Source organism: Halomonas sp. AOP43-A1-21 (assembly GCF_052376775.1).
Classification (GTDB): domain Bacteria; phylum Pseudomonadota; class Gammaproteobacteria; order Pseudomonadales; family Halomonadaceae; genus Vreelandella; species Vreelandella colorata.
The window spans coordinates 21,981-48,332 of the sequence record NZ_JBQSWC010000007.1 but is presented as its reverse complement, the minus strand read 5'-3'; the positions used below and the strand labels follow the sequence as shown (position 1 = coordinate 48,332).

Annotated in this window: 27 protein-coding genes; 12 read left to right on the top strand and 15 right to left on the bottom strand. The window is 56.2% G+C overall.

The window, feature by feature from the left end:
* Positions 1-13 precede the first annotated feature (13 nt).
* Positions 14-1,069, bottom strand: a complete 1,056-nt coding sequence (locus ACT3R7_RS05765; protein ID WP_192537532.1) for a sugar phosphate isomerase/epimerase family protein — start codon at positions 1,067-1,069, stop codon at positions 14-16.
* A 378-nt stretch (positions 1,070-1,447) separates the two neighbouring features.
* Here ACT3R7_RS05765 and ACT3R7_RS05760 point away from each other — a divergent pair, with 378 nt between their 5' ends.
* Entirely contained in the window at positions 1,448-2,491 is a 1,044-nt protein-coding gene (locus ACT3R7_RS05760; RefSeq protein ID WP_225736089.1) for a LacI family DNA-binding transcriptional regulator, read from the top strand.
* A 76-nt stretch (positions 2,492-2,567) separates the two neighbouring features.
* On the opposite strand, the gene paoC is transcribed toward ACT3R7_RS05760, so the two are convergent.
* Genes paoC through ACT3R7_RS05745 form a run of 3 tightly spaced genes read right to left on the bottom strand, consistent with a single transcriptional unit; the run spans position 2,568 to position 6,271 of the window.
* On the bottom strand, positions 2,568-4,748 hold the full coding sequence (gene paoC / locus ACT3R7_RS05755; RefSeq protein WP_192537514.1) for an aldehyde oxidoreductase molybdenum-binding subunit PaoC: 2,181 nt from the start codon (positions 4,746-4,748) through the stop codon (positions 2,568-2,570).
* A 3-nt stretch (positions 4,749-4,751) separates the two neighbouring features.
* A complete protein-coding gene (locus tag ACT3R7_RS05750; RefSeq protein WP_318782743.1) occupies positions 4,752-5,780 on the bottom strand; it encodes an FAD binding domain-containing protein in 1,029 nt (342 codons plus the stop codon).
* Positions 5,699-6,271, bottom strand: coding sequence for a 2Fe-2S iron-sulfur cluster-binding protein (locus ACT3R7_RS05745; RefSeq protein WP_192537513.1), 573 nt, complete (start codon positions 6,269-6,271; stop codon positions 5,699-5,701). Before ACT3R7_RS05745 ends, ACT3R7_RS05750 begins: the two co-directional genes overlap by 82 nt.
* Positions 6,272-6,459: 188 nt before the next feature.
* Here ACT3R7_RS05745 and ACT3R7_RS05740 point away from each other — a divergent pair, with 188 nt between their 5' ends.
* A complete protein-coding gene (locus ACT3R7_RS05740) occupies positions 6,460-7,434 on the top strand; it encodes an XdhC family protein (RefSeq protein ID WP_192537512.1) in 975 nt (324 codons plus the stop codon).
* Complete coding sequence (locus ACT3R7_RS05735) at positions 7,424-8,029, top strand: nucleotidyltransferase family protein (RefSeq protein WP_192537511.1); 606 nt, start codon at positions 7,424-7,426, stop codon at positions 8,027-8,029. Before ACT3R7_RS05740 ends, ACT3R7_RS05735 begins: the two co-directional genes overlap by 11 nt.
* 26 nt (positions 8,030-8,055) lie before the next feature.
* On the opposite strand, the gene ACT3R7_RS05730 is transcribed toward ACT3R7_RS05735, so the two are convergent.
* Positions 8,056-8,433: a DUF423 domain-containing protein gene (locus ACT3R7_RS05730; RefSeq protein ID WP_192537510.1), complete on the bottom strand. Its 378-nt coding sequence runs from the start codon at positions 8,431-8,433 to the stop codon at positions 8,056-8,058.
* Positions 8,434-8,593: 160 nt separating this feature from the next.
* Here ACT3R7_RS05730 and thiS point away from each other — a divergent pair, with 160 nt between their 5' ends.
* The 3 genes from thiS to trmB all read left to right on the top strand — a co-directional run bounded on the left by thiS (position 8,594) and on the right by trmB (position 10,417).
* A complete protein-coding gene (gene thiS / locus ACT3R7_RS05725; protein ID WP_018916817.1) occupies positions 8,594-8,794 on the top strand; it encodes a sulfur carrier protein ThiS in 201 nt (66 codons plus the stop codon).
* A gap of 79 nt (positions 8,795-8,873) precedes the next feature.
* Positions 8,874-9,665, top strand: a complete 792-nt coding sequence (locus ACT3R7_RS05720; protein WP_192537509.1) for a thiazole synthase — start codon at positions 8,874-8,876, stop codon at positions 9,663-9,665.
* 8 nt (positions 9,666-9,673) lie between these two features.
* Positions 9,674-10,417: a tRNA (guanosine(46)-N7)-methyltransferase TrmB gene (gene trmB, locus ACT3R7_RS05715; RefSeq protein ID WP_192537508.1), complete on the top strand. Its 744-nt coding sequence runs from the start codon at positions 9,674-9,676 to the stop codon at positions 10,415-10,417.
* A 133-nt stretch (positions 10,418-10,550) separates the two neighbouring features.
* On the opposite strand, the gene ACT3R7_RS05710 is transcribed toward trmB, so the two are convergent.
* Positions 10,551-11,477 carry a LysR family transcriptional regulator gene (locus ACT3R7_RS05710; RefSeq protein WP_192537507.1) on the bottom strand — a complete coding sequence of 309 codons (927 nt, stop codon included), beginning with the start codon at positions 11,475-11,477 and terminating at the stop codon, positions 10,551-10,553.
* Positions 11,478-11,701: 224 nt separating this feature from the next.
* On the opposite strand from ACT3R7_RS05710, the gene ACT3R7_RS05705 reads away from it, so the two are divergent.
* Genes ACT3R7_RS05705 through argE form a run of 4 tightly spaced genes read left to right on the top strand, consistent with a single transcriptional unit; the run spans position 11,702 to position 15,944 of the window.
* The gene (locus ACT3R7_RS05705) at positions 11,702-12,667 is read left to right on the top strand and encodes a Bug family tripartite tricarboxylate transporter substrate binding protein (protein WP_192537506.1); all 966 of its coding nucleotides are present in this window, start codon (positions 11,702-11,704) and stop codon (positions 12,665-12,667) included.
* A gap of 56 nt (positions 12,668-12,723) precedes the next feature.
* A complete protein-coding gene (locus ACT3R7_RS05700; RefSeq protein WP_192537505.1) occupies positions 12,724-13,227 on the top strand; it encodes a tripartite tricarboxylate transporter TctB family protein in 504 nt (167 codons plus the stop codon).
* Between the two features lie 24 nt (positions 13,228-13,251).
* A complete protein-coding gene (locus ACT3R7_RS05695; protein ID WP_192537504.1) occupies positions 13,252-14,724 on the top strand; it encodes a tripartite tricarboxylate transporter permease in 1,473 nt (490 codons plus the stop codon).
* A gap of 32 nt (positions 14,725-14,756) precedes the next feature.
* Complete coding sequence (gene argE / locus ACT3R7_RS05690) at positions 14,757-15,944, top strand: acetylornithine deacetylase (protein ID WP_192537503.1); 1,188 nt, start codon at positions 14,757-14,759, stop codon at positions 15,942-15,944.
* Between the two features lie 283 nt (positions 15,945-16,227).
* Here the strand turns inward: argE and ACT3R7_RS05685 are convergent, their stop codons facing one another.
* On the bottom strand, positions 16,228-17,142 hold the full coding sequence (locus ACT3R7_RS05685) for an AEC family transporter (RefSeq protein WP_192537502.1): 915 nt from the start codon (positions 17,140-17,142) through the stop codon (positions 16,228-16,230).
* Positions 17,143-17,247: 105 nt separating this feature from the next.
* On the opposite strand from ACT3R7_RS05685, the gene ACT3R7_RS05680 reads away from it, so the two are divergent.
* Entirely contained in the window at positions 17,248-17,541 is a 294-nt protein-coding gene (locus tag ACT3R7_RS05680; protein WP_192537501.1) for a hypothetical protein, read from the top strand.
* Between the two features lie 53 nt (positions 17,542-17,594).
* Here ACT3R7_RS05680 and ACT3R7_RS05675 read toward each other — a convergent pair whose 3' ends face one another.
* The 7 genes from ACT3R7_RS05675 to ACT3R7_RS05645 form a co-directional block, all read right to left on the bottom strand.
* The gene (locus ACT3R7_RS05675) at positions 17,595-18,653 is read right to left on the bottom strand and encodes an alpha/beta hydrolase family protein (protein WP_192537500.1); all 1,059 of its coding nucleotides are present in this window, start codon (positions 18,651-18,653) and stop codon (positions 17,595-17,597) included.
* Positions 18,654-18,656: 3 nt separating this feature from the next.
* Positions 18,657-19,337, bottom strand: coding sequence for a BamJ family beta-barrel-assembly machinery protein (locus ACT3R7_RS05670; protein WP_192537499.1), 681 nt, complete (start codon positions 19,335-19,337; stop codon positions 18,657-18,659).
* A 111-nt stretch (positions 19,338-19,448) separates the two neighbouring features.
* Entirely contained in the window at positions 19,449-19,892 is a 444-nt protein-coding gene (locus ACT3R7_RS05665) for a universal stress protein (RefSeq protein ID WP_192537498.1), read from the bottom strand.
* Between the two features lie 20 nt (positions 19,893-19,912).
* Positions 19,913-21,196, bottom strand: coding sequence for a TRAP transporter large permease (locus ACT3R7_RS05660; protein ID WP_192537497.1), 1,284 nt, complete (start codon positions 21,194-21,196; stop codon positions 19,913-19,915).
* 30 nt (positions 21,197-21,226) lie between these two features.
* Complete coding sequence (locus ACT3R7_RS05655; protein ID WP_192537496.1) at positions 21,227-21,805, bottom strand: TRAP transporter small permease; 579 nt, start codon at positions 21,803-21,805, stop codon at positions 21,227-21,229.
* A 323-nt stretch (positions 21,806-22,128) separates the two neighbouring features.
* The gene (locus tag ACT3R7_RS05650; RefSeq protein WP_192537495.1) at positions 22,129-23,145 is read right to left on the bottom strand and encodes a TRAP transporter substrate-binding protein; all 1,017 of its coding nucleotides are present in this window, start codon (positions 23,143-23,145) and stop codon (positions 22,129-22,131) included.
* A 191-nt stretch (positions 23,146-23,336) separates the two neighbouring features.
* Positions 23,337-23,900 carry a TIGR02444 family protein gene (locus ACT3R7_RS05645; protein WP_192537494.1) on the bottom strand — a complete coding sequence of 188 codons (564 nt, stop codon included), beginning with the start codon at positions 23,898-23,900 and terminating at the stop codon, positions 23,337-23,339.
* 28 nt (positions 23,901-23,928) lie between these two features.
* Here ACT3R7_RS05645 and ACT3R7_RS05640 point away from each other — a divergent pair, with 28 nt between their 5' ends.
* Entirely contained in the window at positions 23,929-25,887 is a 1,959-nt protein-coding gene (locus ACT3R7_RS05640; protein WP_193092012.1) for an ATP-binding cassette domain-containing protein, read from the top strand.
* A 22-nt stretch (positions 25,888-25,909) separates the two neighbouring features.
* Here the strand turns inward: ACT3R7_RS05640 and dtd are convergent, their stop codons facing one another.
* Positions 25,910-26,347, bottom strand: coding sequence for a D-aminoacyl-tRNA deacylase (gene dtd / locus ACT3R7_RS05635; protein WP_193092013.1), 438 nt, complete (start codon positions 26,345-26,347; stop codon positions 25,910-25,912).
* Positions 26,348-26,352 lie beyond the last annotated feature (5 nt).

The window sequence follows — 26,352 nt, the reverse complement described above, 5'->3', positions numbered from 1 at the left end:
CCCTGAGCGTGGTTTAGCCGAGACCCAGCAGCGTGCGGTTGGCCTCACGATCCGTTCCGGCATCGGCAAAGTCATCAAACGCGCGGTCGGTCACCTGGATAATGTGCTCATTCACGAACGTGACGCCTTCCGCCGCGCCCTGCTCAGGATGCTTGAGCGCACACTCCCACTCGATGACCGCCCAGCCGTCAAAATCGTACTGGGCCAGTTTCGAGAACACCGCTTTGAAATCCACCTGCCCGTCGCCCAGGGAGCGAAACCGACCGGCCCGCTCGACCCAGGAGGTGTAGCCGCCGTAAACGCCCTGCTGGGCGGAGGCATGAAACTCGGCATCCTTGACATGAAACATGCGGATATACGGGTGATAGCGGTCCAGAAAGGCAAGGTGATCAAGCTGCTGGAGCACCAGATGCGAAGGGTCATACAGCATGCAGCAGCGCGGGTGATGGTCCACGGCGGCTAAAAAACGCTCGAAGGTCGCGCCATCGTGCAGGTCTTCACCGGGGTGAATCTCAAAGCATAAGTCCACACCGGCGGCATCAAAGGCATCCAGAATAGGGCGCCAGCGTTTGGCAAGCTCGGCAAAACCATCTTCAACCAGCCCAGCGGGGCGCTGTGGCCACGGGTAAAGAAACGGCCAAAGCAGCGAGCCTGAGAACGTAGCATGGGCCTTCAACCCCAGATTGGCGCTGGCCTGCGCGGCAAGCTTTAGCTGCTCGACAGCCCAGGCCTGACGTGCGACCGGGTCGCCGTGCAGTTCAGGCGGGGCGAAGCCGTCAAACAGGCTGTCATAAACCGGATGCACGGCCACCAATTGGCCTTGGAGATGAGTGGAAAGCTCGCAAATCTCTAGACCATACCCCGCTAAAAGGGCCTGAATCTCCTGGCAATACGCCTGGCTTTCTGCCGCTCGCTCAAGATCAAAAAACCGCTTATCCAACGTGGGCATTTGCAGCGCTTTAAAGCCCAGCTCCGATGCCCAGCGCGCAATATGCTCCAGGCTATCGAAAGGCGGCTCGTCACCAATGTACTGGGCTAGAAAGAGCGCGGGCCCTTTAAGGGTCTTCATCATCGACCTCATTTATTTTGTTGTTTTGGCGTCAGCAATCAGTACTGAAAAACACAATGTAATGGATTACATTTCAGCAGAGCAAAGTACATCGGTCAAGCATGACAAAAAGGATGAAATAAAATGGATAACGCACTGCTACAAAAGGATTTTAAATCTTAAAATTCTCGCTAAGCGCTTATAATTTAGACTAAAGAATAAACAAGAATAGGAAATAAATAGCCATATAATTAACGCGCTAATAGTAAAGGTGCGTTTAAATGTTCTGGTTAACACTGCTAGAATTTGAATGTAAACATTTACATTTTAGCGAGTAGCGCGCCAATATTGTCTTTAACCGCCCGCTTTCAGGCGCGTTTTTTTCAGGACCATCGTTCAATGCTTAACACCCAGGTAACGAGCAAACAGCCGCATAGCGTGCCAACGATTAAAGACGTGGCGAAAGCGGCGGGCTGCTCGACAGCGACCGTATCACGCGCCCTGGCAACGCCTGAAAAAGTCAGCGATGCCACTCGAAAGCGGGTCAACCAGGCAATTGCTCAGGTGGGTTATTCACCCAATATTGCCGCACGCAACTTGCGCCGTGCGGAGTCCAAAACCATCGTGGCGCTCTTGCCGGATATTTCAAATCCGTTCTTCTCCGAGATTATTAGCGGCATGGAGGATGTTGCCCATCAGGCGGGTTACCAGATACTGATTGGCGACTGCGAACACGACCCTGCGCGCGCAGAGGCCTACTTTCGGCTGCTTTCCACCAACCAGGCCGATGGTATTGTGCTGTTGACCTCCGAGATTCCCAGGGCGCTGGTCAAGCAAGCGGATAAGCAGGCGGACTTTCCGTTGGTCATGGCGTGTGAATTTTTTAGCGATATCGACCTGCCGTTAATTGCTATCGACAACCATCAAGCCAGCTGCCAGGCGATTGATTACCTGGTGTCGCTTGGCCACCAACGTATCGCAACGCTTTCTGGCCCAGCGCATAACCCTATTTGCCAGGAACGCAATCGCGGCTATCGCGATACGCTAGCGGCCCATCAGTTGAGTAGTGAAGCGCGTATTGCAGAGGGCAACTTTGGCTTTCGCTCCGGGTATCAGCAGGGGTTAGCCCTGCTGGAGGGGAAAACGGCCCGGCCTACCGCGATTTTTTGTCATAGTGACGAGATGGCGGTTGGCGTGCTGAAAGCCGCCCGCCAGTTGGGCATTAGCGTGCCCGACCAGCTGTCCGTTGTCGGCTTTGACAATATCGGCCTGAGCGAATACTGCGATCCGGAACTGACGACCATTAGCCAGCCGCGCAATGAAATCGGCCAGCAGGCCATGCAGTTGCTGCTGCACCTTTTGCGCGGTGAGCAGCCCATTCGGCATCAAACGCTAAGCAGCCACTTGATCGTGCGTAAAAGCACTGGGCGGCTTAAACCCTAGCCATCGCGTTATATGCCTGCATAAAAAACGCGGGGGCAGTTGCCTGCTCCCGCGTTTTAATGGTTACCGCACTGGCTTACGCGTCAGGCAATCGATCAAGCATACGGTCCAGCGTCATGGGGTAATCGCGTAGGCGTATGCCGGTGGCGTTGTACATGGCATTGGCCACCGCCGCCGCGCCGCCGCAGATACCCAGCTCACCGACTCCTTTAGCTTTCAAGGGTGTAGAGGCGCCGTCCTGGGTGTCGAGAAAGATGACTTCCTGCTCGGGAATGTCGGCGTGCACGGCGATTTCGTAACCGGCCAGGTCGTGGTTGGTAAAGTACCCTCGCCGTGAGTCGATGTTCAGGCTCTCGGTCAAGGCCGCGCCTGTGGCCATGGTCATACCGCCAATCACCTGGCTACGCGCGGTGACAGGGTTCAGGATGCGCCCGGCATCCACGACCGAGAGCGTACGCCTGAGGCGCGTTTCGCCTGTATAGGCATGCACCGCCACCTCGACAAAGTGCGCCGCGAAGGTACCGATCTCAAGCTCGTCCTTGAAGTCGCCAAAGTGCAGCGTATCTTCGCCCACCAGCTCTTCATTCGGGGCCACGTCACGTAGCGCCACACGTTTGTCATCGGTCACCACCTGACCACTTTCGAACCGCGCCGACTCGACGCCCAGGCGCTTGGCAATCTCGCCTTGCAGTGCCACACACGCTGCATAAACCCCCGCGGTAGAGCTGGCCGCGCCCATTTGGCCGCCGGAACCGGACGCCGCCGGGAAGGCGCTGTTACCCAGGCGCACTTCTACATCGTCCATCTCCAGGCCCATGGTTTCCGCGGCGGTCTGGGCGATGATGGTGTAGGAGCCGGTGCCGATATCGGTCATGTCGGTCTCGACGATCAACCGCCCTTCGCTCAACCGTACCCGGGCACCGGAATCCATCGTCGGCGCACCGCGGTAGGCACCGGCCATGCCCTGGCCAATCAGCCACTGCCCTTCGCGCTTACCGCCTGGCGTGGTGTTACGCGCGCTCCAGTTGAATACCTCGGCACCCTTGCGCAAGCACTCGACGAAATGGCGGTCGCTATAGCGTTTGGAAGGCTCTTCGGGGTTGACCTGGGTATCGTTGAGAATCCGAAACTCCACCGGGTCCATGCCGAGCTTTTCGGCCATTTCATCCATGGCGATTTCCAGCACGGCGAGGCCCGAAGCTTCTCCAGGGGCGCGCATGTCGGCGGACTCGGGCAGGTTCATATCGATGGCGTGGTGCGCCACACGGCGGTTTTCGCCAGCGTAGAAGCAGCGCGTCTGATTGACCGCATCTTCACCACTGCCGCCGGGCAGCGTATGGGAGATCGCCGAGTGGTCGAAGGCGGTGATCCGACCGTCCTTACCCGCGGCGATGCGCAGCCGCTGCACGGTGCCGGAGCGATGGGTGGCGTTATTGAAGATAAACGAGCGTGGCAGCGCCACCTTCACCGGGCGGCCGGTCTCTCTTGAGCCCAGCGCGGCGAGCACCGCGTCGGCGCGAAGCCACAGTTTGCCTCCAAAACCGCCACCGATGTAGGGGCTTTCCAGGCGGATGTTGGCCGGGTCGAGTTCAAACGTGGTGGCCAGCGCCTTGCGGGTCCACTTGATCATCTGATTCGAGGTCCAGAGCGTCATGTTTTTGCCGTCACACCAGTCCGCGATCGTCGCGTGGGGTTCCATCATGGCGTGGCTTTGCGAAGCGGTGTGGTAGGTCTCATCCAGCGTGACCTCGGCACTGTCAAAGGCCGCGTCCACATCGCCCACGTGCGAAACCACGTCTCTATCCTGTAGCCGCTTCCAGGCATCATCCAGATCGAACTCGCCTGGAATCTCTTCGTACTCTACCTCGATGAGCGATGTGGCCGCCCGGGCCTGCTCCAGCGTGTCGGCCACCACCACGGCAATCGCCTGATGGTAATGTTCAACCATATCGCCGCCAAACAGCTTGGCGACGTTGCTTTTGGCACGCGGCAGCTCGTCGATATCCAGCGCCGTGATCACCGCCGCCACGCCGTCCGCGTTACGCGCCGCCGTTGCGTCCATCCGGGTAATACGCCCCTTGGCGATACTCGACCCCAGCGGGTAACCTACCAATGGATTATCCGCTACGTCATGGCGCTCGTAGGCGTAGGGGGCCGTGCCGGTCACTTTCAGTGCACCATCGACCCGGGTATGGGGCTTGCCGATGATCCGGGCGTGGTCAAAGAGGTTCTCGTCGGCTGATTGATTAAAATCCATACATCACTCCTTTGCCAGCAGGGCGGCCAGCGTACGCTCGGCAAGTGTCAGCTTATAGGCGTTCTCATCGGTGGGGCGCGCGCCGTCCAGAAGCTTTTCCATCACCGCTTTGGCGCCGTTGCCAAGCTCGGCATCCGCCTCGTCACGCCGCCAGGGCTTGGGCGCTACACCGCCCAGCGCCACGCGGCCCTTGCCGTCGTCGGTTTCGATCAGTGCCACGGATACCAGCGCAAAGGCGTAAGAGGCGCGATCGCGTACCTTGTAATATTGCTGGCGCCCGCCGACCGGCGCAGGAAGCACCACGCCGGTGATGATTTCACCGGGCTCCAGCGCGTTCTCCACGTTCGGGGTATCGCCGGGGAGCTGGTAAAACTCATCAAGCGTAAGCCTGCGTGTTTGCCCTTCGGGGTTGACGGTTTCCACCTCGGCATCCAGCACGCGAAGGGCCACGGCCATATCCGAGGGGTGCGTGGCGATGCAGTGATCCGACGTTCCGATCACGCCCAGTTGGCGGGTATCGGCGCCCTCGTCGAGCGCGGCGCAGCCAGCCCCGGGCTCGCGCTTGTTACACGGCATCGCCGTATCGTAGAAGTAAGGGCAGCGGGTACGCTGTAACAGATTGCCGCCGGTGGAGGCCTTGTTGCGCAACTGGCTCGATGCGCCGGCGAACAGCGCCCGGCTGAGCACCGGGTAGTCGCGTTTGATGCGCTCGTCGGCGCCAAGGGCGGTGTTGCTGACCAGCGCGCCGATACGCAGGCCGCCGTCGTCGGTCGCGACAATGTCATCAAGGCCAGTGCCGTTGATATCGATCAGGTGTGCAGGCACTTCGATCTCATGCTTCATCAGATCGAGTAAATTGGTGCCGCCAGCAATGAATTTGGAACCTGACACTTCAAAGGCGCGCGCCGCCGCCTGGGCGGCATCGTCGATGCGCTCATAGGAAAAGGCTTTCATGAGCGCTCCCTGGCAGTTTGATCGTTGGCTACCTGATTGATGGCTTTCAAAATGTTGGCGTAGGCACCGCAGCGGCACAGATTGCCGGACATACGCTCGCGGATCTCCTCATCGCTGATCTCGATGGGCCCATTGAGCTCTTGGGTCACGTGGCTCGGAATACCGGCGCGGATCTCATCAAGCGTCGCCTTGGCCGAGCAGATCTGGCCCGGCGTGCAGTAGCCGCACTGAAAGGCGTCGTTATCGATGAACGCCTGCTGCATCGGGTCCATATGCTCGACATCGCCCACGCCTTCGATGGTGGTGATCTCGTCGTCCTGGTGCATTACCGCCAGCGTCAGGCAGGAATTCACCCGTTCGCCGTTGATATAAACCGTACATGCCCCACACTGGCCAAGATCGCAGCCTTTCTTGGAGCCGGTGAGCTTCAGGTGTTCGCGCAGGGTGTCCAGCAGCGTGGTGCGATTATCAAGTTCCAGCTCGTGGCGTTGGCCGTTGATCGACAGGGCAACCGCGGAGCGGGTCGTGGCGCTGTCACGATGCTTCTCGAACGTCGTCGTTGAGGTCATTTGGATTGCCTTTAATTTTTTCGTTGCTATCGCCTGGTCACGGTCATGACGAAATAAGCATAGTCACAATTAAAGCCAGCAGCCCAATTCTTATGATACGCCCGCCCCAGCGCACAATTGGTCTACGCTAAAGGGCACATAGACCCCGGCCCGGCTTGCAGGTCACTGAACAAGGAACGCGTGAATCAATGCAACACCTGGACCTCAAGGTCATCGAACAAGCGCTGACATGGTGTGAAAAGGGCGAGACGATCTGGCTCTGCACGGTGCTTGAAACCTTCGGCTCATCGCCTCGGGCACCAGGTTCTTGGCTGGTCGCCACCTCGCGTGGCGAGCATATCGGTTCGCTCTCCGGCGGCTGCGTGGAGGAGGATTTTCTCGAAAGGCTCAACAACGGCGCCTTTGAGCAGCCCATCACCACCACCCGCTACGGCGATACGGCAGATAGCGATGCTCCAGGCGTAGCGCTGCCTTGTGGCGGCGTGCTGGATGTACTGGTCGAGCGGCTGGCGCCCACCGCCGAGACCCGCGAACACCTGAGCGTGGTTTTAAACGCGCTCAAGGGCCACGAGCCGCTGATGCGTAGGGTCGATACAGTAAGCGGCGAGCGCGGTTTTCACCCGGCCCCACCCACCGGGCCGCGTGTCGAGAGACAAGGTGACGCTATCAGCATGCGCGTCTCCCCGGCTCACCGGCTGGTCATCGCAGGTATTTCGCCGATTACCACGCCGTGTGCGGCGTTTGCCGTGACGCTTGGGTATGAGGTGATTGTCTGCGACCCGAACGAGGCCGCCTGCGCGGGCTTTGACGTGCCCGGCGCCCGGGTGGAGACACGCCTGCCCTCAGCGTATATTTCACCGAACACCTGCCATGGCGCCACCGCGGTGGTGGCGCTCACCCATGACCCACGTATTGATGATCTGGCAATGATGGAAGCCGTGCGCACGAGCGCCTTCTATATCGGCGTCATGGGCTCACTGCGCTCCTCGGCGGCGCGAGCCGAACGGCTGGTCCGCTCCGGCGGGCTGAGCGAGGCAGAAATCGCGCGTATCCATATGCCGATCGGCCTGGCGCTGGGCAGCAAGACGCCGGCCGAAATTGCCCTGGCCGTGATGGCCGATATTGTGCGCGTTCAGCACGGAAGACCTCTCGATGAGCTCTAACCGCGCCTGTCACGTGGTCGCCCTAGTGATGGCCGCCGGCTACTCGCGCCGCTTTGGGCCTAGCGATAAACGCTGTGCGCTTATGCCGAATGGCCAAACGCTGCTGGCCGCCTCGCTTGCCAACGTCCAAAAAGCATTTATCCACCTGCGTGTGGCCGTGCGTGAAGAGGAAGATCCGGCGTTATTGGGCATTCCCGAGGATGTGGCGTTGGTGTGCGTTCGTAAGGCGCACCTTGGCCTGGGGGCAAGCCTGGCCGAAGCGGTAGGCGCTCTGGGCTGTGACCCTGACCTTGATGACATTGACGCCGTGGCAATCCTGCTCGGTGATATGCCCTACCTTAAGCAAGAAACCTTGCTGGCCCTGCAACGCCGGGCTTCTCGCGATACCATCGTGCGGCCCTGCTTTGAAGGCCAGCAGGGCCACCCGGTGATTTTCGGGCGGGCAATGTGGCCTGCGCTTGAGAGACTTAGCGGCAGTGACGGCGCCAAGGGCGTGATCAAGCAGTACGCCTCGCGCTTGCGGGAATGCCCGGTCGCAGATGCAGGCATCTTGCGTGATATCGACGCGCCAGCAGATCTATCAAGGGCCGTTTAGTTAAAGGCTTGTTAGCTAGAGACCAGTCAAGGACTTCTTAGTACCGCCACCGCCAGCATCAGCCACCCGCCAATCAGCAAAACGCCACCAATAGGCGTCACGATACCCGCATTCAAACCGGCCATCGCCATGGCATAAAGCGAGCCGGAGAAACCCACGACTCCCAAGCCCCACAGCGCAACCGACCACTGCCAGCCCTTGAAACCAAACACGCGCTGACCAATTAGCACTGCCATCATCGCCAGCGTGTGCCAGGCCTGGTAGCGCACGCCGGTTTCGGCCGCATGCACCATTTCGGCACTGGCCCGTAGCGCCAGACCGTGGGCCGCGTAAGCTCCCACCATGACCGTGACAGCCCCAGAGAGCGCGATCAGGCACCAAATGATTCGTTCGTTACGTTGCATTGCTGCTCCTTTCAAGGTGTTACCGCACCTGTAAAGCTCGCGTGCGACTCGGCATACCTTGCACCGCGGGAAACCGCTACAATAGAGGCACTTTTAAGCATTTTGCTAGGGTTAGCCCTAACTCTTATAGACCCTATGCCTCGATAGACGAGACAGTTTTATGCACATTCAACTCAATGGCGAGCCTTACACGCTGGAAGCGGGCCTGACGGCCGCGGATCTAATCGATCAACTGGCGCTCACCGGCCGGCGGGTCGCGGTAGAGATCAACGAAGAGATCGTACCGCGCAGCCAGCTGGCCACCACCCGCTTGGCTGAAGACGACCAGGTGGAAGTGGTGCATGCCATCGGCGGTGGCTAGCCCGCAGCACTTATGGCTCTTTGACTGGCTACGCCCTCTTTTTCGCGTTCTATTTCTCGCGTTTTATCCAGGATTCGCTATGACACTTCAAAACGATACGCCGTTTACCATTGCCGGACGTAATTTTAGCTCTCGCCTGCTGGTGGGTACCGGCAAATATAAAGACTTCGACGAGACCGGCGCGGCGATTGCCGAAAGCGGCGCCGAGATCGTCACCTTTGCCGTACGCCGTACCAACCTGGGCCAGGAAGCGGGGCCTAACCTGCTCGACGTGATTTCACCGTCGCGCTATACCCTGCTGCCCAACACGGCAGGCTGCTACACCGCCAAAGACGCCGTGCGCACCTGTCGTCTGGCCCGCGAACTGCTCGACGGGCATAAACTGGTCAAGCTGGAAGTGCTGGGCGATGAGACCACGCTCTACCCCAACGTCGTCGAAACCCTGAAAGCCGCCGAAACGCTTCTGGCCGATGGCTTTGACGTCATGGTGTACACCAGCGACGACCCCATTGTAGCCCGCGAACTTGAGGCCATGGGTTGCTGCGCCATCATGCCGCTGGGCTCACTGATTGGCTCGGGCCACGGCATTCAGAACCCGCACAACGTGCGCCTGATTGTGGAACAAAGCAGCGTGCCGGTACTCGTCGATGCCGGTATCGGCACAGCATCCGACGCGGCTATGGCCATGGAGTTAGGTTGCGACGGCGTGCTGCTGAACACCGCCATCGCCCACGCCCGCGAGCCGCTGCGCATGGCGCGTGCCATGAAAAGCGCCGTAGAAGCCGGGCGTGATGCTTTTCTGGCCGGACGCATGCCGCGCCGCCAAACGGCAGACCCATCATCACCTTTTGCTGGCCGCATTAACGGTTAAGAGATTTTATGACTGATATTAAAAGTACCGACGAGTCCTCAACCGGGCCGGAAAGCGCTGAAGCGCCGCTGCATCGTCGGGGGATTAAAAGCTATGTAATCCGTGCCGGGCGCATGACCCAGGCGCAGAACCGGGGCCTTGAAGACGTATGGCCACGCTTTGGTCTGACGATTGACGACGGCCTGCAGGACCTGACCGCGCTGTTTGGCCGGGAAGCCCCGCGTGTGGTTGAAATCGGCTTCGGCATGGGCAACTCGCTGATCGAGCAGGCCGAAACCCACCCGGACACCGACTTTATCGGTATCGAAGTGCATTCGCCGGGCGTCGGCAAGCTGCTGGATGAAGTGGACAAGCGCGGCCTGACCAACCTGCGTATCTACAAGGAAGACGCCCTGGCCGTACTGGAAAAATGCCTGCCGGAAGGCTCATTGACCACCGTGCAGCTGTTCTTCCCCGACCCCTGGCCGAAGAAAAAGCACCACAAACGGCGCATCGTGCAGCCCGCGTTTGTCGAGCTGATTCGCACGCGCCTCAAGCCCGGCGGCACCTTCCACATGGCGACAGACTGGGAAGCCTATGCCGAGTGGATGGCCGAAGTAATGGAAGCCGCCCCCGGCTACACCAACACGGCCAATGCCGACACGACACCTTACGTGCCCCGCCCCACCTTCCGCCCGCTAACCAAGTTTGAAGCCCGCGGCGAGAAGCTGGGTCACGGCGTATGGGATCTGATCTATCGGCGCGAGGCGTAAGCTCCCGCTTTCGGCCGCCTTCGCCTGTCAGGCGTGACGTTGGGCAAGTGATACCTCCAATGCAACGTCGGCAGGCGCTCCACCCGTTGCGTCTCTTTGCCCTATCTTTCTCTTTACTGCTTTATGCTTCCCTTTACTGTTTTACATTAAGGGACGTTAATATTTCCATTTTGTGCAAGGTGTCGATTTCGGCGTATATTTCTTCGCAGAAGGATTCAGCTACGTTGCTTAACGGCTTGTGTTTAGATTTAAGCAAGGCAATTTCCCATTCGATGGTGGGGTCCATCGCCTTTGACACGACGGCTGTTCCCGGCAGCAGTAGCTCTGCAACAGGATCAATGACAGCGACGCCAAGCCCTCGGTCAACCAGTGCACACACCCCTCGCATATGGCGCATTTCAGCCGCCATATGTCTTTTAATATTCACTGTTTGCATCATGTAATCTACACGGACACGCAGAGGGCTATCTGCCATCAGCTCGACAAATGTCTGATTCTGCAAACTAGACAGCGATATAACGTCCTGCTTCGCGAGTGGATGGGTGCGGTGCATGATGCAGCGCGCAGAACAGCGCGCCAGACTTGTGACCTTTGCGCCGTAGGTATCCGCTTCAAGCGTAATTCCCAATGCTACGTCGCAGGTATTGTTGTCGATCATTTTAAGCAACTCTTGCAAACCTGCATCAATCAATCGCACGCCTACATTGGGGTGTTTTTGTTTAAAGCGCTTAATAACGTCGAGTAAAAAAGTATCGCAAAAAATGGGTTGAGCAGCGACGACGATACTGCCCAACTGATTGTTGGAAATTGCATCCGCATCTTTCTGAGTATCTCGAATACTCGCCATCAGCCGTAAGACAGAGGCGTGATATAAAAATGCTTCGGATGTGGGTGAAAGCTGATTACGCGTTCGTTTGAATAATGCAAAACCCAACGCCTCCTCAAGCCCAGTAAGCAAGCGACTCACCATTGACTGGCTAATGCCCAGCATCTCTGCGGCCGCCTTGGTCGTGCCGTGCTTCATAAACGCGTCAAATGCTTCAATCTCTTTTATTTTCATTACCTTAAACTCGCTTTAAAAACGTTAGCTAAATCATTGGCAGATTAAAACAGACGTTATAAGCCGTAAGCTTGCAATTTCAGCCCTCTACTAGAACATTTATGCATACTTAATTGAATTATTGAAACAATTTTCATACTTGTCTATGTTGAATAAGCTAGGTTTAAAACTGCTGCTGGCAACGCCGTTTAATAAAACCTCTAACAACTGCTGCGGAGACAAGTATGAAACTCACCCTAAGCTTAACGGCGGCAACGCTTCTCGCTGCATCCACCGCCTATGCTCAAAACTATCCTTCCGAACCCGTAACGCTTGTCGTTCCTTATGGCCCGGGCGGCGCCTCTGACCTTGCGGGCCGGGCCCTGGCGGAGTCTGCGCGCGAATATCTAGGCCAGCCTGTCACCGTCGTCAACCAAGCCGGCGCCGGTGGAATGACCGGTGCTCGCGACGTGACACAGGCCGAGGCCGATGGTTACACCCTCTTACTGGCTCGCGTCGGCATGGCGCTGTCACCAGCAGTCAATGAAAACAGCAGCGTTGACTGGGATGAGTACACGTTTATCAGCCCGCTTGAAGCCACTCCCATGATTCTGGCCGTCGCCGATGACTCCCCCTACGAAAGCGTTGAGGATCTGCTGGAAGGCATCGAAAACGACCCTGGGGCAATGAGCTACGCCGCCTCTGGCGCCACCGCCATTGATGGTTTTACGGTGCAATCTCTGCTTGCTGATGCGGAAATGGATCCACTGACGGCGGCAACGTTGATTCCTTATCGGGGCGGCGGCGAGCTGGCAACGGCCCTGCTAGGTGGACACGTTGATTTTCTCGCCATCGCGGCAGCGTCACTGATGCCGCATATCGAGAGCGGCGATATGCGCCCATTAATGGTGTTCTCACCCGAGCGCATGGAAGCATTGCCGGAAGTGCCCACTGCTGAAGAGCTGGGCTATGAGCTGGCAGGCCAGGTCATTGGCTGGAGCGCTTTGTACGGCCCGCCTGATCTGCCCGAAGAAGTGATGAATACCTGGAGCCAGGTAATGGAGCAGGTTGCCGAAGATGAAACGTGGCTCAGCCGTGCCGAAGGCCGTGGCTCGATTTCTACCATCGGCAGTGTCGATATGGAGACGTATGCAGAAGAGCAATACGAGTTCTATCGCTCCTTGGCTGAACAGTTTGGCTACCTGGAGTGAGTCCGCGCTAAACACCGCGTAACAACTGCATACATCATTTCATCGCTGGAGGGGTCATGGGTATAACACGCGGCTTGGTTATTACAGCGCTGTTCGGGGTCGTGCTTTTTTTACTTATCCCCGCCTATGTGCCCCGCCCGCGCTTTATTCCGGGGTTTGCACCACCGCCTGATATGTGGCCACGAACGGTTTCCATGCTGGGCATGGCGCTGGGAATGCTGCTTGTCGGGCTATCGTTTTCGCGCAAAACCGAAGCACTCGCTGACCCTGAAGATGCCAGTACCCTTCGCGGCGGTACACCCCTTGCCACATTGCTCACTCGCTTCGCCTGGACAGTACTGGCCTTTGCGCTCTTTATCGGCGCAGTGTCGCTATTAGGGTTCTTGTTATCAAGCATCCTGCTGTTAATGGCAATGCTGGTACTGACGGGTTATTGGCGCCACAAAATAGTGGCGACCATCGTAGCCATCGTGCTTCCACTGCTTCTCTACCTGTTTTTCTCCAGCGCACTCAATACGCGTTTCCCGGTTGGCAGCCTTTTCAGGGCTTTCGGAATTTAACTGTCGCGTACAGGACTGACCACTATGCTCAACGATCTGCTGGTTGCCTTTCAGGCGGTGGCCACCATGGAGAATTTCCTGATCATGGCCGCCGGTATCTGGGGAGGTGTGATTATTGGCGCGATTCCCGGCATGACCGGCACCATGGCTGTTACATTGGCGCTGCCCTTCACGTTTTACATGCAGCCTATTCCAAGTATTTTGCTGCTTGTCGCGCTTTATAAAGGCTCGACCTACGGCGGTTCGGTATCGGCGATATTGATCAAGACCCCAGGTACTGCTTCAGCCGCTTGCACCACCCTTGATGGCTATCCCCTGGCCCAACAGGGCAAGGCGGGCAAAGCCCTTAACATGGCGCTCTACTCCTCATGTACCGGGGATTTTATTTCCAACCTTTCACTGATTTTTATCGCCGCGCCACTGGCGCTTCTCGCACTGCGTATCGGTCCTCCCGAATATTTCATGCTGATGATTTTTGCGCTTACTACCGTGGCTGGCGTATCCGGGCGCTCACTTCTGCTTGGGCTGGTTTCTGCATGCCTGGGGCTTTTGTTGGCCACCGTGGGGGAAGATATGTACGGTTCTTTCCGCTTTGACCTGACGGTGGATATGCAGAGCGGCCTGGCCGTGGCACCCGTGCTGATTGGCCTGTTTGCGATTCCTGAGCTTCTAAAGATTATTGTGTTTCGCAACAACCAAAGCCATAAGCCCATGCAGCTGGGCGATAACCGGGTAACACGCGATGAGCTGCGCCGTTCATTAAAGGCAATGCTCAAAGGCAGCATGATCGGGGTCGTGATGGGGGCCATTCCCGGCATTGGCCCTTCGGCGGCGGCTTTCTCCTCCTACGGCGAAGCACAGCGTAGTTCAAAGAACCGCGAAAACTTTGGTAAAGGCGAACTGGAAGGCATTGCGGCATCAGAGTCTGCCAATAATGGCTGCTGTGGCTCCACCATGATTCCGTTATTAGCCCTGGGCGTACCAGGTGATGTGATTACGGGCGTGATGCTGGGCGCCTTTATGATTCACGGCATGACCCCAGGCCCCATGCTGTTTGAGAACAACCTTCATGAGGTTTACATGCTGTTTATTGGCATGCTGTTCTCATCCGTTTTGCTGTTTGGGGCCGGCAAGGCAACGATGCGCTTTTTCTCGCATATCTCACGTATTCCGCCTGGCTTGATGGCGCCGATTGTCCTCGCCCTGTGCGTATTCGGTATTTTTTCGATCTCCAACAGCATGTATGACGTCATCGTGCTGCTGGCGATGGGCGTATTTGGCTTTTTCATGTTCCTGTTCGCCATTCCCGCCGCGCCCTTTTTAATCGCGTTCATTCTTGGCCCAATGCTGGAAGAAAACCTGCGTCGCGCCCTTGCTCTATCTCGTGGTGATCCCAGCATTCTGGTGTCATCGCCGATCACCTGGTTATTCGCGTGTTTGGCGATATTTGTGGTGGTAGTAACGATTCGTCAGCAACTTAAAAAAACCCAGGTTTGAGCCAACGATTCCCCTATTGCCGAGGATTAACCATGCAAGCTAGTGCCATGCCGAATGCTCATCCGCAGTTGGAAGCTTCAATATCACACCTTGCCGACCTGATCGCTTACGACACAACGAGCGCGTACTCCAACCTCGAAATTATTGACTACATGGAGAGATTCTTCACCAATCTAGGCGCGGACGTGACGGTGTTACCGGATAAGAGCGGTGAGAAAGCCAATCTGGTCGCTCGCTTGGGCCCAGCCGACCTACCTGGCATCGTTCTCTCTGGTCATACGGACGTGGTGCCTGCCAACCCGAAGAGCTGGCAAAGCGACCCTTTCAAAATGGAGCAGCGCGGCAGTCGCCTGTTTGGTCGCGGCACCTGCGACATGAAAGGTTTTGCAGCGTGCGTCATGGCGGCAGCACCGGCGTTTGCCAACGCTGAACTACAGCGCCCCGTCTATTTCTGTTTCTCTCACGATGAAGAAGTGGGCTGCCTGGGGGCACCCGCCATCGCACGCTATTTATCAGAACTGAAAGCACCACCGGCGTTGGCGATTATTGGCGAGCCCAGCGAAATGAAGCTGATCAACGGCCAGAAAGGCAAGATCGCCATGCGAGTGACGGTGCGCGGCGAAGGCGGTCACTCCTCGTTTTCTCCCCAGCACGTCAATGCCGTCGAGTATGCCTCACGTATCATCACCATGATCGCTGAACGAGCACGACGATATGAGCAGGATGGCCCTTTCGATCACGACTTTACCGTTCCTCATGCCACCACCCTTACCACCATTATTGAAGGCGGTGTGGCAACCAACGTTACCCCCGACACGTGTAGCTTTATCTTCGAGCTGCGCAGCATTGATCAAGAAGCAGCCGCCACGGATATTCAAACCCTGATCAACGATATTGAGTCGGCCCTACTGCCCGAAATGCAGCGCCAATCATCAGATTCCGCCATTGAATGGCAAGAGCTGTTTGCCTACCCTGCCATGGGCGATGCCACTGGCAGCGCGATGTTTAAAAAGCTTGAACCCATTCTTCCGGGGCGTGGCGGCAAGGTTTCTTATGGTTCTGAAGGCGGGGTGTTCGAGATCGATGGCGGCATCCCGTCGGTCATTCTTGGCCCAGGCTCTATTCGCCAAGCCCATAAACCCGATGAGTTTATAGAAATTGAGCAGCTTAATCAGTGCCTTGAGTTTCTAGACGAACTAAATGGCTGGATGGAACGTTAATATATCGACAGAAGCTAGGTACTTTCCGACAGATGGAAGTACTTTCCGACAGAAGATAAACATTTTCTCATTGCATAGAAATTTGCAGGCCTAGAAAAAAGAAAGCCACTCCAAGGGAGTGGCAAAAGACCGTGACTAGCAATGAGAGGGAGAAACCATGACAAAAAACTGGCGGTTATCTGTCGTGGTCTGTAGCGACTCATTAAACGCTACACAGACAATATAAGCATTCGTATTTATCTCGTCAATACAAATGCGAATACTTTTTATTTATTTTTGCATCTTAGCCGGCTAACTGTAGCCATAGCGGTAGTGAGAGCATGGCGAGCAAGGTCTGCCCGGTAATAATGGCCGCCATTAGCTCGGCATCGCCGCCCAGCTGGCGGGCCAGAATGTAGGCTGAAGTGGCAGTAGGTAGGGCAGCGAACAATAGCGCAACGTCTCGGCTAATCGTGTCCAGCCCTAATGCCCACGCCAGTACCAATACCAATGCAGGCATCAGCATTAGCTTAATACTGTTGGTGGCGAGCAGGCCGCGGTCGATCCGCAATAGCGCTGCCGGGCGCAGGGCTACCCCCACGGCAATCAACCCCAGCGGCAAGGCGGCTCGTCCCAGAAGGCCCACGGTATCCTGGCTCCACCCAGGCAGACCAATACCGGTCAGGTTTAACGCAATGCCCGTCAAGCAAGCGAGTATCAGCGGGTTTTTCACCAGCGCCATCACGCTTTTTCCCATACTGGCACTGCCTAACGTGCCCGCAGCGACAAAGCTTGCTACACATATCACGTTAACCACGGGCACCATTAACGCCACGGCTACAGCAGCAGTCGTTGCTCCTAACTCGCCGTGCAACGCTGCCGCCCCTGCTACGCCAACATAGGTGTTAAAGCGCACCGCTCCTTGAAACACGGAGGTAAACGCTGCGGGTGTTAGCTGTAACCAATGGCGTAGCCACCAGATCAGCAACCCAAAAAATGCTATTGCGCCTAACAATACTAGGGCTAAGCGCCCCACGGGTACCTGGCTGACATCGGCGGTAGCAAGTGTCCCCACCAGCATGGCTGGAAAAAGCACAAAGTAGATTAATCGCTCCATAGCGGGCCAAAAACCCGGGGACGGCCAACGCCAGTAACCCAGCGCTGCGCCAAAAAGTATCAAAAGAAACAAAGGCCCTAACGCAGCGGTAATACTCTCCATGGGGTTTCCTTATGACCTGCGACATCACAGCACAACGACATCGACACATTTACTGTTACCATGAGACGAATCCCCGTCTGACGGCTTGCGTAGCGATATTCTGCCATGAAAATACTGCCTCAACCTGCTTACTTTGCGGGTTTTAAGGGACTCAAGGTACTGATTTTGACCACCGCCTTAGCGCTGGCGGCCTGTACTTGGTATGTGTTTTTTCATCGTCTGCACGATGGCCACCCGACTGCGGGGCACCTCACAATGGCTATCTGCGACCTTAATGGTCAGGCCTGCTCAGCTATTTTGGGCGATGGGGGGAGGTTAACACTGCAGATCAATATCGACAGATCGGCAAAAGCCGCCTCTCAAGCCATTATGCCTATGGCAGGCACGCGTCATCCTTGATATCCCAAAAGGGAGATCAAAGTCGGCTTGACGTTAATGTGCCAGAAAAAAGCTTAGTCGGCGTCGATAGAGGCCGTTTGCAATCGGTCGAGCATGGCTATCAGCGCGCTCACCTGGCTGCCTTCACGGGTATCGTGGAGCGGATTCTGCTGCCAAAGGCTTTCGGCATATCCCCACCAATCCCAACACCCTTGCGGATTGGATAAGCTACTGTCGATTTGCGGGTAAAGCACTACCTGGCGATGCCTTGCGGCCCAGTGATTTAATCCACTGTGACTGACGAAGGTGTCATTGATGGCATTAGTGCTCATCTGGCAGCCGTGCAGGGCAATCGTGACCGGGCAGGCTTCATCTTCACAGGAAGCGGGGATAAATAGATACCCGGTATCCGCCAGCCCCTTGACGGCAAACTCTGACTGATCGAACGCGACCAGTTCACCTGACTCTGGACTCACCGTTTCGCGCTCTGGGTATAGCCAGTCGAGCATTTCGCGGGCGACGTCTTCATCGCAGGCGAGCACATGGCTTCCCCCGCCCTGACGGCAGTTCCCCAGCTCATGGGGGCCAACCGTCTCCTCTTCGTGAAGACGCACCGGCCAGCCGTGTCCTGCTGTTGGATTGCGCACGACCTTTAACTGTTCAGGCGCTGCCAGCCACTGCCGCCACTGCCCGGCCAAAAGCTCAACCAGTTCGGGATCAACAACGTTATCCGCACCGCCATGCCAGATAAAAGCTCTTAGCTTGCCAAGGGCTGCCTGATCGCCCGCCTGCTCGTTTTGCGTATAACGCTCGCGGCGGTCTTCAAGATCCTCAAGATCAGGCAGGCCACCACGCGTCATCATGCATTGACTAAGCGCCACGCTTAGCGAACCCTGGGAACACCCCCAAGGCCCCGCCGCCAGTACCCCAACGCCACTAAAGCGCTCAGGCCAGGCAACCGCTAACTGGGTGGCCATATAACCACCCGAAGATACGCCTACTACGCTTGCCTGTTCAGCCATTGCATTTAGCGCAGGCAAGCGATCAGGTGTTTCAGCAGCACTGGCCACCAGAGGCCCGCCTACCAAGAGTATGAAACTGGTGTAACGGGCAACCACTGGGGCCAGGAACATAGGTTATTCGACGCCTAGCAGTTCAACGCGGAAGGTAAGCATTTCGTTGGGGCCAATCGGGCCCTGGCCGTGTTCACCGTAGGCAAGGTCAGCGGGAATGTATAGCATCCAGCTGTCGCCAACGCTCATCAGCTGCAGGGCTTCCTGCCAGCCTTCAATCACTTGATTGACTTGGAAGCTTACCGGTTCACCACGCTCAAACGAGCTATCAAATACGGTGCCATCGAGCAGCATACCTTCGTAGTTCACTTCCACGGTATCTTCAGGCCCAGGTGTTTCACCATCGCCCGACTCCAGCACTTCGTACTGCAGGCCCGACTCGGTTACTTCAATACCTTCACGCTCGGCGTTTTCCGCCAGGAAGTCATCGCCTTCTTCCTGGTTTAGCTGGGCCATTTCGGCCGCTTCTTGTTCACGCGCTTCTTGCGAGCGTGCCTGGAAGGCCATGATCGACTCAACCATCTCATCTTCGCTGAGTGCCAAGTCATTGTCTTCGAACACGTCGCGCATGCCATCGTTAAACGCGTCCAGGTCCAGGTCTTCGATATCGGCCTTCATGCTTTCGCCAAGCGTAACGCCAAGGCTGTAGGCAAGACGCTGCTCGTCTGTATCAGGGGCGGCGGCAACAAAAGGCGCCACCAAAAGCAGACTGGTCAGGGCCGTTGTAGAGAGCAGTGTTTTCATTAAAAAATAACCTTATTCGTCGGCGTGATACGCCATATTTAGGGTGCTTCAAAAATATTTAGAGTACTTCAAAAAATAGGACAGCGTGTTTATCCAGAGGTTTGCACCAGATTACACAACGAGCGTCGGACAGTGGGCCGCACCGGCCACCCGTTGAGAAACGCTACCTAACAGCATACTTTTTTCACCGTTGGTGCCCTGCGCACCAATCACAATTAAATCGCACTCCCGCTTCCAGGCAAAGCGGACGATTGTGCGTGACGGGCGCCCACCTTTCACAAAAGCGCGAACGCAGCTACTTTCAGCTCCCCTATCGATCGCGTAGGACTTGGCATGCACGGCAATCTCGGTAGCGTACTCTTTTAACGCGTCATCGGGTATATCCAGTTGGCTTGGGCGTACCATAGAAAGCGACGCCTCAAGCAAACTGTGATGCTTGAATACACACAGGAAATACAGCTCGGCGCCCGTTAGCATATGTAGCCCAACCGCCTTGTCGAGTGCTTTGATGGCCCCTTTTGATCCATCCACCGGGACTAAAATGCGATTAAACATGCAATTCTCCTTGTGGAAAGTTAGCGAAAGGCCACATCACGCAGGAACAGCGCAATTTGCGGAAACATAATCAGCAGTGCGGCCGCCAGGATCAGCATAAAGATAAACGGAGGCGTGCCTTTAATAACCTCCCAGTAAGGCCGCTTAAAGATCGCAATGGCGGTAAAGATATCGCACCCAAACGGCGGTGTCGCCGATCCTATGGCCACCTGCAATGTAATCAGGATACCCACCAGTACGGGGTCCAGGCCTGTCGCCGCAATAGCGGGAGCAAAGATAGGCGTTAAAACCAGAATGACCACGATAGGATCAACGAACATGCACGCGATAAAGAAGGAGATACAAATCGCGATCAGAACGCCGGTCGGCCCTGCGTCATTCACCCCGACCGATTCCAAAATCGCCTGGGGGATCTGAGCAAAGGATATGATCCACGAGAAACTGTTGCCTACCGCCACCAGGATAAACACCACGGCCGTAATCAAACCGGTGGACTTGGCGATGGCATAGATATCGTTCATTTTGAGCGAACGAAATACCACAAACTCCAGCAGAATGGCGTAAAGCACACAGGCGGCAGCGGCCTCGGTGGGGCTGAAAATACCCCCATAAATCCCACCGACGATAATAACCGGGAAGCCCAGCGGCCAAAGCGCCTTTTGCACGGCAACGCCGCGCTCCTTCCAGCTGGCACGCTCTTCCGTGGGTACGTCTTTGACTATCGCGTAAACGATACAGTAGGCTGAAAACATGAACAAAATCAGCAATCCTGGCCCAATACCGGCGATAAACAGCTCACCAATCGAAGTGCCTGAAATAACCCCGTAGATGATCATGCCGATACTCGGCGGGATCAGAAACGCAATATCGCTGGCATTGATTATCAGTGCCAGGGTAAATGAGTCGGAGTAGCCCGCTTTCAGCATTTTCGGGCGCAGCGGCGAACCAACCGCCACCACTGTAGCCTGGGTGGAACCGGACACAGCGCCAAAAAGCGTGCAAGACGCCGCCGTGCTTACCGCAAGCCCGCCTTTAATATGGCCGATAAACGACATCACCATATCGATCAGACGGTTAGCTGACTGGCCGCGCGTCATAATATCCGCGGCGAGAATAAACATGGGCACGGCAATCAGCGACGCTGGACGAATGCCCGCCATCATTTGCTGGATCAGCGTATCCATTTGGCCGAAGCCATTAAACATCATATAAAAGCCGATGATTGCCGCCGTAATCAGCGGCACCATCATTGGAAAGCCCAGCAGCAGCAGGGCAATCATGGTGACTACCATTATTGTCGTCATAACTATTCCCCTAGAGTGCGATGCCCTACGTCAAACTTCGGTTTCAGTATCTTTATAACCGTCCACAACGCCGGTTGAGAGATACACATCATGCGAAGTGAAGTTTTTGATCGCGGTCAGCAGGTATTGGATACCGGTGATCAAAAAACCCATTGGCACCCACAGGTAAATAATCCAGACCGGCAAGCTTAGCGAGGGCAGCACCCGCCCCTTGCTATACAGATCCAGGATATAAACGACAGAGTAATAAAGTAGAAAGAACATGATCATCGAGGTAAATAGCGCAATACAGATCATGAGAGCTTTGCGCCCACCTACCGGCAACGCATCATAAATTGCCGACATACGAATGTGACGCCCATGGCGCGCCGCATAGCCAATACCGGCAAACGTAATCATGATGATTAGAATGCGGTTAAGCTCGCCGGAAAACATAATGCTGTTGCCAAACACAAAACGGGCCACAACGTTGGTAACCGTATTCAGCGCCATTAGCAAAACCCCTAGCGCCAGAATCACTGACTCGATTTTGCTAATTGCATTGTCGATTATCCCTAATATGCCGGGTAAACCTGAGTGGTAGTTCTTTTCGGATTCTTCATCGGTCATGGCAGGACTCCCCCTTTGGCAGCATGGCTGTGGCTTACAACCGCTCACAGCCCGCTCAACATCATGATCATTCCACGCTCACGATTGCATTGATGAAATAGCGATAGTGAAAAAGTAGTGATGAAACCAGTAGTGATGAAACCGCATCGCCACTTTCTTAGCGTAACGGGTGCTTGGCTTTTTTGCGTCAAGATTGGAAAACTATTCTCCAACGCTTTCTACACTTTTCAAGCCTGCTCTCAGCGCCCTTAGGCCCATAAAAAAGGGGCAGCCTGGCTGCCCCTTGATGAGTCACCCTATCCGCCAAAGCGGAAATGTTACGGTTACTCGTTGCTGACGGCTTCAAGGTCGGCTTTGAACTGCTCAAGCAGCTCAGCACCGTCTTCTCCGGTCATTTCGAGGAAGGCTTCTTCCACTTGCGGCGCGCGATCACGGAATGCCTGGATCTGCTCTTCATCCAGACGAGTAACGGTCACTTCATCGGAAGCGGCCTGAATTTTCTCCAGCGCTTCTTCGGCCAAGCCTTTAATGTGCTCAATAGTGTGGTCGTAAGCAGCATTGGATGCGTCTTGAACCAACTGCTGGTCTTCTTCAGAAAGACCTTCATAGAAGTCCTGGTTTGCCATCATCGCGGTTGTGAACCAACCGTGGCCGGTAAACGTCAGGTGCGGAGAGACTTCGTACAGGCCGCCTGACTCGATCCAGAAAATCGGGTTTTCCTGACCATCCAAAATACCGGTTTGCAGACCGCCATACACTTCACCCCACGGCAGCGGCGTCGGTGTTGCGCCAAATGCATCGTAGGTTTCGGAAAGCAGCGGATTGGTCATGGTACGGATTTTTTTATTGTTCATATCCTCTGGCGAGCTGATCGGCTCGTTAGTGGTGATGACCATTTCACCTTCAGGATACATTTTCAAAAGCTCAAGGCCTTGCTCGGCGTAAAGCTCAGGGAACATTTCATTGATGGCTTTGCTTTCGTCGAAGAACGTGAGGACCGTTTCTTCATCCGTAGGCAGAAGGTAGGGAATAAAGAAAATCTGCGCTTCAGGAATCAGCGCACCGGTAAAACCAGGCGACTGATTAACAAACTGGAGGATGCCGTTTTGCGTCTGCTCCATAATGTCGTCCGACTCGCCCAACTCGCCAAAACGGTAAACCTGCAGCGTGTGGTCGGAATTCTCTTCGATATATTCTTTGAACGCGTAGGCGAACACATCCTGTACATCGCCTTCGTACTCTTCATGCGCGTAGCGCCAGTTATCCGCCTGTGCAGCTGCTGTCATGCCCAACAGCAATGCGCCGACGCTAGCCGTCGTTATTAACTTGCTTGCCTTCATGCGATGTTCCCCTTGCAGTGGTAAGCGCGATACGAGTGCGCAAGATTCTGCTTTTGTTTTCAGCGTTGAGAAACGCACTTTAACGATTGGTTTTACCTTCGCTGACCTGCATAAACGTTATTCACTGCTGTCAGCCAGCGGACGTATAACGAATGGTTAATCAAAAGCAGCTTGATTTTAGGCTAGCGCGCTCATTCAAAGCGGTCAAGCCGGGCGGCCAGGGTTTGCCAGGCTTGCGACACGCTCTCGCGCGCGCTTTGCCCAGACGGACAATGCTTGTCAAGTTCGCCGAAAAACAGCCTATCCTGCAGCCATTGTGCAACATTTTGTATATTTTCAGCACGTTTTGTTAAATGCGGATTGTTTTCAAACATCTGCATCGCCCATGTTTGCCAGCGTTGAAGGTTCTCACGTTCGGCCTGGAGTTCGGCCTGCTGAATGGTTTGGCGAAGAGTGGCAATAGATGAACTTTGCAGCGCCTGTGGCTTTAACGTGCGCCGCAAATGACGCAATACCTGGGTTATCTCGCGCTGCCAAATATTGCGCTCTTCACGCTCTACTGCAAGGGCATAGGGTCGCGCCTCAAACCCATGCACAAACAGCCAGCTATGCAATAAAATCTCGCATACATCCACACCAAGCGAGTCCTGCAATGTCAGGCAGGCGCTCTCTATACCGGGCTCGGCATAAAACGCTAGGGCAAAATCCCATAGCGGCGCCTGCTCCAAGCGGCGCAATCGGTTAGAATCAAGCATTGGTTTACCCACTTTTTAGGGAGAGAGCATGATCGCACTGCGCCAAGTCGCCCTGCAACGCGGCAAGCAAACGCTACTCGATAACGCTGACCTAACGCTACATGATGGCATCAAGGCAGGCATTATCGGGGCAAATGGCGCTGGTAAATCGAGCTTATTCAAGCTGTTGCTGAATGAACTGGGCCCTGACCAAGGCGACGTTGAAATGAGCGGCGGCCAGCGCATTGCGCATATGGCGCAGGAAGTAGAGGCGCTTGACCGCCCGATTATTGAATATGTTCTCGACGGTGATCATGCCCTGCGTCAAGCAGAGGCCGCGCTGTTGGCCGCCCAACAGGCGGGCGAAGCACATCGCGAAGCCGAGCTTCACGGGCTAATCGAAACCCTGGATGGCTATCGCGCCGAGTCTCGCGCCGCACAGCTTTTGGTGGGGCTTGGCTTTATGCAGGCTGACCTGGCGCGCCCGCTATCCGACTTTTCCGGCGGCTGGCGGATGCGCGTCAATCTGGCGCGTACGCTGTTCATGCCCTCGGATTTACTGCTGCTCGATGAGCCTACCAACCACCTGGACCTCGACGCGCTGCTCTGGCTTGAACAGTGGCTGACCCGCTACCCCGGCATGCTGCTGCTGATTTCTCACGACCGCGATTTTCTGGATGCGGTATGTGACCACATCGTGCATATGCACCACCAAACGCTGGAGCTGTACCGAGGCAACTACTCCCGCTTTGAACGCACCCGTGCCGAGAAGCTGGCGTTGCAGCAGGCGGAAGCGGCAAAGCAGCAGGCCCGCCGGGAAGAGATCGAGCGGTTTATTACCCGCTTCAAGGCGCAGGCAACCAAAGCGAAGCAGGCGCAAAGCCGGGTAAAAATGCTGGAGCGCATGGAAGACATTGCCGTCGCCCACGTTGATTCGCCCTTTCACTTTACGCTACCGGCCGCCGATAAGACCTCGCACCCGCTACTGGTGCTCGACCAGGCCCAGCTGGGCTACCGGGGCAAAGAGCGCGACACCGTTCAGCTCGACAAGGTCAATATCACCCTGCTGCCGGGCAGCCGTATTGGTCTGCTGGGGCCTAACGGGGCAGGCAAATCGACACTGATCAAATCCCTGACCGGTGAGCTTGAACTGTTAAACGGCAAGCGCATCCCCGGCGAGCACCTGGCGATTGGCTACTTTGCCCAGCACCAGCTGGAAGGCCTGGACGTCACCTCGACCCCGTTTGTGCATGTCCAGCGCCTTTCCCCTAAAGCCAGCGACCAGGAGATTCGCAACTTCCTGGGCGGCTTTGGCTTCAAGGGCGATGACGCCTTTGGCGAAGTGGCCACGTTCTCAGGCGGTGAAAAGGCGCGCCTGGCACTGGCGCTGGTCGCCTGGCAAAAGCCCAATTTGCTGCTGCTGGATGAGCCTACCAACCACCTGGACCTGGAAATGCGCGAAGCGCTTACCGAGGCACTGGCCGGTTTTGAAGGCACGGTCATTCTGGTATCTCACGACCGTCACCTGCTGCGAGCTACGGTCGATGAGTTCTGGTGCGTGGCGGACAATCGGGTTGAACCGTTCGACGGCGACCTTGAGGATTATCGCGCGTGGTTAAAAGCGCGCCTTGAAGAGAGCCGCCGCGATTCGCGCAGCGAAAAAGCCGAGCGCCAGAACCAGCAGCCCAGTGGCGATAGCCGCGAGGCGCGCAAAGCCTCACGCAAGGCGGCCGCTGAACTGCGCGAAAAGCTGCGTCCGCTGAAAAAGGAGCGCGACCAGGCTGAGAAAACCATGGAAAAGGCGCAGGCAGCGCTGGAAGAAGTAGAAACCATCCTGGCCGACCCCGAGCTATACACCGACAGCAGCCGCAAAGCCCAACTGACGGAAGTGCTCGCTAAACAGGCTGATATCAAGGCCGGATTAGACCGTGCCGAGCAGCAGTGGTTAGCGGCTGAAGAGTCGTTGGAAGCCATGGAGGCGGAGCTTCTTGCCAGTGAAAACGCTTAGCGCAGGGCTTTTCGCACTCAGTCTAGCTTTCTAGTAAAAAGGTAACCGGCCCGTCGTTAACCAGCGCCACCTGCATATCGGCGCCAAATTGTCCGGTGGCGACGTTCGGCCAGGCTGACTGGGCCTTGGCAACCAGCTGATTAAATAGCCGCTCTCCCTCAGCCGGGGCAGCGGCGCTGGAAAAGCCGGGGCGCAGGCCCTTTCGCGTCTCGGCGGCCAAGGTAAACTGCGAGACCAGCAGCAATCCGCCGTTGATCTGCTGAAGATTTAGGTTCATCTTGCCGTCGGCATCGCTAAACACGCGGTAGTGCAAAAGCTTATGCAGCATTTTTTCAACCGCGGCGTCGCTGTCGTCTCGCTCAACGCCGACCAGCGCTAAAAGCCCCTGATCAATGGCGCCGATTGTCTGCCCTTCCACCACTACGCTCGCCTGCTTAACTCGCTGTATGAGTACCTTCAACGCTC